This window comes from Floridaenema aerugineum BLCC-F46 (assembly GCF_041929345.1).
GTDB lineage: Bacteria > Cyanobacteriota > Cyanobacteriia > Cyanobacteriales > Aerosakkonemataceae > Floridanema > Floridanema aerugineum.
In genome coordinates this window covers 1-8,461 of record NZ_JBHFNQ010000213.1, presented here as the reverse complement: position 1 = coordinate 8,461, position 8,461 = coordinate 1, and the positions used below count along the sequence as shown (strand labels likewise).

Here is an 8,461-nt window from a genome sequence, read left to right as displayed (position 1 = left end):
TTTTTTTTGTTTTTGTTTTTTCGGCATATTTTTTTTTGTTTTTTTCTTTACTCTATTTTTTTTTTTTTTTTTCTTTTCCTATTTTTAATAACATTTTTTTATAGGCCCTTTCCCCCCCAACAACGTACCGAATCTTAATCTCTTACGTTACTTGAGTTAATATTATTACTTAAAGCGTTAATGAGAAACAATATGGATCATGATTTGTTAGCTTTTTGCGGTGGAGTTTGCTTGCTAATAGTTTATCTAATTTTTTCGGCGATGACAGAAATGGGGACAAAATTACCCTGGAAAAAATAGGAAACCCCACTGCTAACGGTGGGGAAACACAGCATAGTTTTTTGGGAGACACAGGCATAAAGCTTGTATCGCCACTTAACTATATTCTCGCAAAACTGCAATTTTTGCTACTTCATCCATTAGATTCACCCGATCGGGTAATATTTACTGTAAGAAGGCGGAAGGGAAATAATTATCTAGATTAGCAGTAAGCTATTTTAGGGCGTTTTTTGCAATTTAACATGGCAACCATCAACGACAACTACCTGAAGCTGAAAGCTGGATATCTGTTTCCCGAAATTGCGCGAAGAGTCAATGCTTTTGCTGAAGCTAATCCTGATGCTAAAATTATTCGATTAGGTATTGGTGACGTTACCGAACCTTTGCCGGAAGCTTGCCGCACAGCTATGATTAAAGCTGTGGAAGAAATGGGCGATCGCAACACATTTAAAGGATATGGCCCCGAACAAGGTTATGCTTGGTTAAGAGAGAAAATCGCCGCTAACGACTTCCAAGCGAGAGGATGCGAAGTAGACGCTTCCGAAATCTTCATTTCTGACGGTTCAAAGTGCGACACAGGCAACATTCTCGACATTTTTGGCGATAACAATATTATTGCAGTCACCGACCCAGTTTATCCCGTTTATGTAGATACTAACGTAATGGCAGGACACACGGGCGATGCAAGTGAAAAAGGCGAATTTGCAGGTTTAATTTATTTGCCAATCACCGCCGAAAATAACTTTACCGCTTCACTTCCTACGGAAAAAGTCGATCTAATTTATCTCTGTTTTCCTAATAATCCCACAGGTGCAGTTGCCACGAAAGAACATTTAAAAGCTTGGGTTGATTATGCCAAAGCTAACAATGCAATTATTTTCTATGATGCAGCTTACGAGGCATTTATTACCGAGGAAAATATACCCCATTCTATTTATGAAATAGAGGGGGCGCGAGATTGTGCGATCGAATTTCGTTCCTTCTCCAAAACCGCCGGATTTACCGGAACTCGTTGTGCATTCACAGTAGTACCAAAAACCTTAACCGCCAAAGCAGCCGATGGTTCCGATGTAGAATTATGGAAGTTATGGAATCGTCGCCAATCAACTAAATTCAATGGCGTTTCTTACATCGTGCAAAAAGGCGCAGAAGCAGTTTATTCCGAAGCAGGCAAAGCACAAGTTAAAGCTTTAGTCAGTTTTTATTTGGAAAATGCCCGGATTATCCGTGAACAATTAACATCAGCAGGAATCGCAGTTTATGGCGGAGTAAATGCCCCTTACGTTTGGGTAAAAACCCCAAATAATTTATCGAGTTGGGATTTCTTTGATAAACTGTTGCAAAATTGCAATGTAGTAGGAACTCCCGGTTCTGGTTTTGGCGCAGCAGGTGAAGGTTATTTCCGTATTTCTGCATTTAATAGTCGGGAAAATGTGGAAGAAGCGATGAAGAGAATTACCGAAAAGTTTAAGGTGTAATATGAAATTTGGGTGGGCTTTGCTCACCCTGAATAAATAGTTACAGTTAATCAGCGAGTATTGAGAGTAAATTAATAGGCTTGTTATATAAACTGATAGGCATATAAATTTAATATTTAGTAGCCTAGAGTCCTTATACTGAGATTTTGCATCTGCGGTTTTAGCTCGCCCGGAAATCAATTTCCGGGCTAATAGCTCAAGTCCATTAAAATGGACTGAAAGCTTTTAAACACTGAGTATTTAGTCCTCTTTAGAGGACTTTAGCTATGAGCCTGGGACTTGAGTCCCAGGCGGATTTTGGCACTGGTGCAAGATCTGAACGGAGTCTTAAAAAGCCGTTGTTATTTTCTACGCTGTTAGCCATCTCTTTTTAAACATTTCACCTTTAGGGCAAGTCGCCCAATGAGAGGAGCCGTCCAAATTGGCGGGTGAGTATCTCCCGCTCTTGGTCAAAATCCACTGAATCTCTGCACCACATCCTTTGCAGTAATCTTTTTTATTAATTGATGTATCCATTGATGCAACTCCTAAAAATTTCTATACTCTTATGTTTCCCTTAGATAAGTCAGGAAGAAACAAATCTCCCTAAAGCGAGTGTGAAGAAATTACGGCTCTTCCGTACTTAGGTTGATAAATTTTAGTTATATTAGGAGAAGGAAAATATCAGCAACTCCTACTGAAAAAGTATCAGCAACAATGACATTAGAAGAACTGCAAAAACAAGCACTGAAATTACCAACTAGCGATCGCTGGAAATTGTTACAAACTCTCTTAAAATCCCTAAAACGGGAAACTCCGCCAAAATTGAAACGGGGAAATCTATCTCGACTGCGAGGCATCGCCAAAAATTCAGAGGTAACAGACAATGTTGATTCCAAAGAGAATGATTGGTGGTTAAAAGTTTCGGGCAGCTTTGAAAACGATCCTACCTTTGATGAAGCGGTTCGTCTTGGACAAGAATGGCGCAAGTCTGCTGAATAGGTTGCCAACACTTTACAATGTATATTCTGGACAACAGTATAGAGGCAATTATTATGTCTATTCGTGATAGTGCGATCGCCAAACTACAACAACTTCCCGAACCACTCTTACAGGAAGTGAGTGATTTCATCGATTTTATTACTCAAAAACATCTTGCCAAAACTACTGAAAGCCAGAGTAAAGAAAAGCTTGTCGAAGCATGGTTAAAATGGTTTGAAGGTGTCGATCAATTAGAAGTAACAACCGCAGAACCAAGTAATAAGCAACTACGACCATTTGGTTTGTGTGCAGGTGAGTTTACAGTTCCAGATGACTTTGATGCTCCTTTGCCGGAAGATCTTATCAACGCATTTGAGGGCAAATGAGGATTTTACTAGATACCCATATTTTCCTCTGGTTCATTTTTGCACTTACTCTCGCATAAGTTTTAGTTTGTTACTGACAACCTATACTGCAACTTACTGATTAATAATTTCAGCAGCTTGATCTTTACCTTTTCCTTTAAGTCTAGCCAGACGTTGCTCTCGCAAACCAGCTTCTACGATCGCAATTAATTCATCAATCTGGAGTGTAAGCAAATCAATTTGTTGGTTAACTTCGCGCCACCTAGCTACACTTCTTGCTCTCGTTTCGGGGTCGGGTATTTGAGCTTGTTGATTCATGGCAAATTCCAATTTTGTTTAGTTTCAGAAATGCTTGCCTCGACAGCACCGATTAATGCTTCAGTCTGTTCAATAGTTTGAGCCAATAAGTTCAGCTCTACTCCGAATCAAGAAATTCTCGATACAAAGATTGCAGCAAATTATCTAACTTTTCTTCAGGACAACATTCAATTAACATTTCAAAAGCTTCAAATAATTTGGCGGCGCTATCTCCCAACAAAGGGCTTAATCCCCAAACATCTTGTACCCAATCTTGAGGACTTGTTTCCTCAAAAATCATTCTTTCTAAAAGTTGCTTTGCTTCTGTTTTGGAAATAGACATTGCTAAAAACGGGTAGTTGGTAATTAGAGAGAAAAGACAGGCAAGATGCCCATCCCACAATTTTTTATTTTCTTGTGGTGTGGGCATTTTGTCTCTACTAAATTTTATCCTTTTCTATTTCTTGTATTGCCACTGCATGAACTTGATGTAATTTCCTTCAAACTGCTGACCTTTTAACATCCGATGCCAATAAACCCAAGGTAAAATGTGTTTTTTCATGATCCACATACTCCAGCGTTCTTTAATTGGATTTAAGGGAAAACTGGACATTGGTGTAAAAGTATAACCATCAAATTCTGCCATTACTAATTTGTTGTAACCCGTAATTAACGGGCAACAAGTATAACCATTGTAGCGATTTTCTAATGGTTTAGATGTCATTAAAGCTAACAAATTTGCGACTAAAACTGGTGCTTGTCCGCGAATAGCAGCAGCAGTTTTAGAAGTTGGTAAGGAAGACGCATCACCCAAAGCAAAAACGTTGGGATAACGATTATGTTGTAAGGTGTCTTTATTCACATCTACCCAACCGAAAGGATTATTGGGAACGGCTAAGGGACTTTCTTTAAGAAAGTCGGGCGCACTTTGCGGTGGTGCAACGTGAATCATATCATATTTCAAGGTGATTTCTTCTACAGTTTCGTCATCCTTGGTGAGGTCAAAAACTGCTTCTTTGTTGTCAGCTTTGATTTCTTTTAAGTTGCAGCGAAATTTAACTTCTATGTTCCGTTCAGCGACTACTTTATCTAAAATGTCTGAGTATTCTTTGACAAAGAACATTTTAGTTAAAGTTGTGCAATACGTGACATTAGTTCGATCGCGCACTCCCAACTGGCGGAACATATCATCCGCCATGTACATCACTTTTTGCGGGGCACCGCCACATTTAATCGGTGTATTAGGATAAGTAAATATAGCGTTTCCACCTTTAAAGTTTTGAATAAGTTCCCAAGTATAAGGTGCATAAATAGGGGAATAATTACTGGTAACGCCATTTTTACCGATCGCTTCTTTCAGACCTTTAATTAAATGCCAGTTAATTTGAATTCCGGGACAAACAATTAAATAATTGTATTCAACTTCTAAACCTTCTTTGGTTAAAACTATATTGTTGTCAGGGTCTAATTTAACGGCATAATCTTTAATCCAAGTCACACCTTGGGGAATTAAATCTTGTTCATTTCTTACGGTTTCTTCTACTTGGAAAACGCCGCCTCCCACCATTGTCCAGCCGGGTTGGTAGTAATGTTTTTCTTCTGGTTCAATGATGGCAATATCAAGGGAATCATTTTGAGCTAATAACAACGAGGTGCAGGTAATCCCTGCTGCACCACCACCAATAATTACTATTTGATAATGAATTTTTTTAACTGAAATTTCGCTATCGGAAGTGATATTTTGAGATTGTTTTTCCGGTAATGTAACCATTCTTTTTTTTCCTAAAAACTTTTGGCTAGGGGTTGTTTGATAAGCAAGATCTATTAGCTTATAACTAAGCGGGGACAATAGTTAATTTTGTAAATTTACTTAACTTATTCCTAAGCAAAAATTTAAGTAAATATACTTAAGCGATGTTTGACTAACAAGTTGCGTTAGTAGAATTTTTCTCAAACTTCTCGATATTGATAGTAAGATTTCACAGCAGTTATAGAGGATTAAATGATTCTTACGAGAGATAAAATTTGTTCGGCCTACTGATAAAATTCGGGTTGAATCCTCGATAAGGGTAAACTCATTATGACTAATGTAAGTGAAGGAAATGGTGAAGCAAGCGCAACAAGTTTATATGAACAAGTGGGAGGAGAATCAGCGGTTAGAGAAATAGTTGATGACTTTTACAACCGCGTTTTAGCAGACGATACTGTTAATCACTTTTTCGCGCATACAGATATGGAAAAGCAGCGTCGTCACCAAACTGCTTTTATCTCTTTTGCGCTTGGTGGGCCAAAAGAATATACAGGTCGATCGATGGAAAAAGCTCATACTGGTTTAAATTTACAGCCAGAACATTTTGATGCGATCGCTAAACATTTAGGTGAAGCAATGGCTAATCATGGAGTTTCATCTGAAGGTATTAACCAAGCACTGGGTAAAGTTGCTACTTTAAAAGAAGCTGTTTTGTACAAATAAATTCCGCTTAAATTTTTTCCTTTGATGGTGGCACAATGCCAAGTTTGCCTAAAGCTTCATCCAGTTCTCTAAGTAGTTGAAAATCTTCTTCTGGTAAAGGTTTAGTAGCACTAATTAAATTGTCGGCGATCGCTGGATTTTTCTCCAAAAAGCTGAATGCTAGGCGAAATTGCTGAGGAGTTGCGGAAATAGGGGCATCAAAATGACAGGGAATAATTCGGTGAAAATTCCATTGACTAACTTGATTTGCCCAGTTAATTGTTTCCTGTGGGGCGCGATTCAAAATCAAAGCTTGCAGGATTGGTGCTACTAACAAATTCCCATCTCTGCGGAGTGCGTTAAATGAGTGTTGCCAGCCATTTTTCCATTGGAAGGGATAGATGCCAAAATAAGCTTTCTTTGAGCGATCGCTAACTTGGAAAGAACTCCGAAATGCTTGTCCTAATTTCACTGTTTCCATTGCACTAGGACGGAAGTAAAAGGCAAATAATGAAATGCGTTGCCAACCTTTGCGACGGTTAGCTTCGTTGTCCTCGACAATAGAAAAAGCATCATCTTTGGCGTGAAAAAGTAAGGGATAAGGTTCAAGTTCAACAATTTCCGGGGGAGTTTCGGGTACGGAAACTATTGAATCAGTTACTAGGAGAGTTTGCGATCGCTTATGGAAAAAAGCCACCTCACCAAAGGAACCTAAACCTAATCCAATTGGGCCTAAAATTTTATAATCAAACTCATCAGCAAAAGGTGTTTTACTGCTATCATTTGGTAATATTTGAGTGCGTTTTGCGGGAAAACCTAACCAACTCAAAGGTAAAGAAATCGGAAAACTCCATTGACCGGGTGCTATGAAAATTTGGGATTGGGGAAAACGTCTGGCAAACGGGCCGACAAAAACCTTATGTTCTAGACCGGAAACAGTGGGCAAAATAATATATTTTACATCGCCATATTTGGCTACTAATTCTTTAACTAATCGAATACATTCTAAAGTTGGCGCAACAGGTGCATAGATTAACAAACCTCCTGCTGCCAATCTAACAACAGTCATTCTAATTGGTACGGCAACATAAAAAATGCCTTGTAACTGATCGAAAGTCCAGATAGTCTCAGGAACTACTTCTTTACGAATAGTTCGTCTTTTGCTGTATGGATAAAGTGGTACAACAGGCCAAAAAGCCCAGGAAATATCTTGAGGATTGATGTTTAAATTAATGGGTTTATCTTGTGTTTCTTGCCCTGTCATTTCAGTTTCTTCTACTCTACAATCGCTTTAGCTAATTTCTCAAATACAATTCTTAGTTTGTCCGCTGCTTCAGACAGTACCATTTTAGTAGAGACGTTGTATACAACGTCTCTACAATCTGAACAGATTAACCCATCAATATTACGCGATCGATCACATGAATTACACCGTTATCCGCTTCAATATCAGCGGCAATAACTGTGGAATTTTTCACTTCAAAAGCTTCAGAACAATCGATCGGAATCGGTGAACCTTCCAAAGAAGTCACAGAATTAAGTTTAGCTAAGTCTTCTTTCATTAATCTTCCTGCTACCACATGATATTTGAGAATCCTGCCTAACTGAGGAGGACTTTTCACCAAAGACTCAACAGTTCCCTCTGGCAATTTGGCAAAAGCTTCGTCATTGGGCGCAAAAACTGTAAAAGGGCCAGGACTTTTCAGCGCATCCACTAAACCAGCTATTTGAACAGCTGTTACTAAAGTCTGGAACGAACCTGCGCTAACTGCAATATCAACTATGTCAGCCATGAGTTTCAGTTTATCTACTATACAGATGCCTTATTGAGCTTATTAATATTCCTACGGCAGAAGCGCGTTGGATTCTTGGCTCAATTTGTCACCTTAGCATGAAGCGAGTCTTCTTGCTAAAAAATTCAAAATGTTTTGTTTTGGGGAACAGAAACCATAGCTAAAAAGTCAATTTATTATAGGATTGTAAGATTTTGTAAAAGTGAGAGCAAAAATGAATATTACTAAATTTGTGCTACCTTTGGCGATCGCAGGCAGTTTTATTTCTCAAACAGCTTTAGCCCAGGGAACTCTAGCTTTAGATGACATTATGCCTTTGGTTCGGCAATCCAGCAAACTAAACACAGAAGTAAATACTGCTTTGCGCCAAGCTGGTAAAAAACCGTCAGATATTACTTGTGTTGGAGTTAGATTGGGAAGTCAGTTTGGCCCCCTGAGTGCTTCTAGAGTTGCACCTTTTGAATGTAACTTTGGTAATAACAAAACTTTGAAGATTGAGGCAGATAATCTGGTAACTTTAAGAAACGGACACTCGATATTTTTAAATCAATTTTCCGAGTTTCAATCAAAACCTGAACAGGCTAATTTAGTCTTTCGTTTAAAATCTTGGAATTGGCAATAATGGGGATTGGTGATTGGGGACTGGGGAATTTTAGATTTTGGGATTGAATGTAGTAAGCCAAAATTTCTCAGTCCTTAACAAGCTATCAGCTTTCAGCATTCAGCTATCAGCTAATAATTATGGGTTTAAGTCCCCCACTATATCGTAAACGATTAGTGGCAAGCTTTAGTGGTGGGTCTAAATCCCCCACTATAAGCAGTCAAAAGCTGATAGCT

The 8,461-nt window shown here is 38.6% G+C and carries 10 protein-coding genes; 5 read left to right on the top strand and 5 right to left on the bottom strand.

The features are described 5' to 3' along the window. Positions 1–521: 521 nt before the first annotated feature. The 3 genes from ACE1CC_RS29100 to ACE1CC_RS29090 all read left to right on the top strand — a co-directional run bounded on the left by ACE1CC_RS29100 (position 522) and on the right by ACE1CC_RS29090 (position 3,103). Complete coding sequence (locus ACE1CC_RS29100; protein ID WP_413273924.1) at positions 522–1,757, top strand: LL-diaminopimelate aminotransferase; 1,236 nt, start codon at positions 522–524, stop codon at positions 1,755–1,757. A 696-nt stretch (positions 1,758–2,453) separates the two neighbouring features. Then, positions 2,454–2,738, top strand: a complete 285-nt coding sequence (locus tag ACE1CC_RS29095; RefSeq protein WP_413273923.1) for a hypothetical protein — start codon at positions 2,454–2,456, stop codon at positions 2,736–2,738. Positions 2,739–2,791: 53 nt separating this feature from the next. After that, entirely contained in the window at positions 2,792–3,103 is a 312-nt protein-coding gene (locus ACE1CC_RS29090; protein WP_413273922.1) for a DUF2281 domain-containing protein, read from the top strand. A 93-nt stretch (positions 3,104–3,196) separates the two neighbouring features. Here ACE1CC_RS29090 and ACE1CC_RS29085 read toward each other — a convergent pair whose 3' ends face one another. The 3 genes from ACE1CC_RS29085 to ACE1CC_RS29075 all read right to left on the bottom strand — a co-directional run bounded on the left by ACE1CC_RS29085 (position 3,197) and on the right by ACE1CC_RS29075 (position 5,150). Next, complete coding sequence (locus tag ACE1CC_RS29085; protein WP_413273921.1) at positions 3,197–3,400, bottom strand: hypothetical protein; 204 nt, start codon at positions 3,398–3,400, stop codon at positions 3,197–3,199. A 97-nt stretch (positions 3,401–3,497) separates the two neighbouring features. Continuing rightward, on the bottom strand, positions 3,498–3,722 hold the full coding sequence (locus tag ACE1CC_RS29080; RefSeq protein WP_459563936.1) for a hypothetical protein: 225 nt from the start codon (positions 3,720–3,722) through the stop codon (positions 3,498–3,500). Positions 3,723–3,836: 114 nt separating this feature from the next. Beyond that, positions 3,837–5,150 (bottom strand): NAD(P)/FAD-dependent oxidoreductase, encoded by a 1,314-nt coding sequence (locus tag ACE1CC_RS29075; protein ID WP_413273919.1) that lies wholly within the window; start codon positions 5,148–5,150, stop codon positions 3,837–3,839. A gap of 309 nt (positions 5,151–5,459) precedes the next feature. On the opposite strand from ACE1CC_RS29075, the gene ACE1CC_RS29070 reads away from it, so the two are divergent. Next, entirely contained in the window at positions 5,460–5,852 is a 393-nt protein-coding gene (locus ACE1CC_RS29070) for a group I truncated hemoglobin (RefSeq protein WP_413273918.1), read from the top strand. A 7-nt stretch (positions 5,853–5,859) separates the two neighbouring features. On the opposite strand, the gene ACE1CC_RS29065 is transcribed toward ACE1CC_RS29070, so the two are convergent. Both ACE1CC_RS29065 and ACE1CC_RS29060 read right to left on the bottom strand, forming a co-directional pair. Beyond that, positions 5,860–7,095: a DUF4336 domain-containing protein gene (locus ACE1CC_RS29065; protein ID WP_413273917.1), complete on the bottom strand. Its 1,236-nt coding sequence runs from the start codon at positions 7,093–7,095 to the stop codon at positions 5,860–5,862. 127 nt (positions 7,096–7,222) lie between these two features. After that, a complete protein-coding gene (locus ACE1CC_RS29060) occupies positions 7,223–7,624 on the bottom strand; it encodes a fasciclin domain-containing protein (RefSeq protein ID WP_413273916.1) in 402 nt (133 codons plus the stop codon). A gap of 214 nt (positions 7,625–7,838) precedes the next feature. On the opposite strand from ACE1CC_RS29060, the gene ACE1CC_RS29055 reads away from it, so the two are divergent. Then, entirely contained in the window at positions 7,839–8,246 is a 408-nt protein-coding gene (locus ACE1CC_RS29055) for a hypothetical protein (protein WP_413273915.1), read from the top strand. Positions 8,247–8,461 lie beyond the last annotated feature (215 nt).

What these genes read in the sequence shown, in the direction of transcription:
- ACE1CC_RS29100 (WP_413273924.1), top strand. Translation starts at nt 522, where the DNA reads ATGGCAACCATCAACGACAACTACCTGAAGCTGAAAGCTGGATATCTG.
- ACE1CC_RS29095 (WP_413273923.1), top strand. Translation starts at nt 2,454, where the DNA reads ATGACATTAGAAGAACTGCAAAAACAAGCACTGAAATTACCAACTAGC.
- ACE1CC_RS29090 (WP_413273922.1), top strand. Translation starts at nt 2,792, where the DNA reads ATGTCTATTCGTGATAGTGCGATCGCCAAACTACAACAACTTCCCGAA.
- ACE1CC_RS29085 (WP_413273921.1), bottom strand. Translation starts at nt 3,400, where the DNA reads ATGAATCAACAAGCTCAAATACCCGACCCCGAAACGAGAGCAAGAAGT.
- ACE1CC_RS29080 (WP_459563936.1), bottom strand. Translation starts at nt 3,722, where the DNA reads ATGTCTATTTCCAAAACAGAAGCAAAGCAACTTTTAGAAAGAATGATT.
- ACE1CC_RS29075 (WP_413273919.1), bottom strand. Translation starts at nt 5,150, where the DNA reads ATGGTTACATTACCGGAAAAACAATCTCAAAATATCACTTCCGATAGC.
- ACE1CC_RS29070 (WP_413273918.1), top strand. Translation starts at nt 5,460, where the DNA reads ATGACTAATGTAAGTGAAGGAAATGGTGAAGCAAGCGCAACAAGTTTA.
- ACE1CC_RS29065 (WP_413273917.1), bottom strand. Translation starts at nt 7,095, where the DNA reads ATGACAGGGCAAGAAACACAAGATAAACCCATTAATTTAAACATCAAT.
- ACE1CC_RS29060 (WP_413273916.1), bottom strand. Translation starts at nt 7,624, where the DNA reads ATGGCTGACATAGTTGATATTGCAGTTAGCGCAGGTTCGTTCCAGACT.
- ACE1CC_RS29055 (WP_413273915.1), top strand. Translation starts at nt 7,839, where the DNA reads ATGAATATTACTAAATTTGTGCTACCTTTGGCGATCGCAGGCAGTTTT.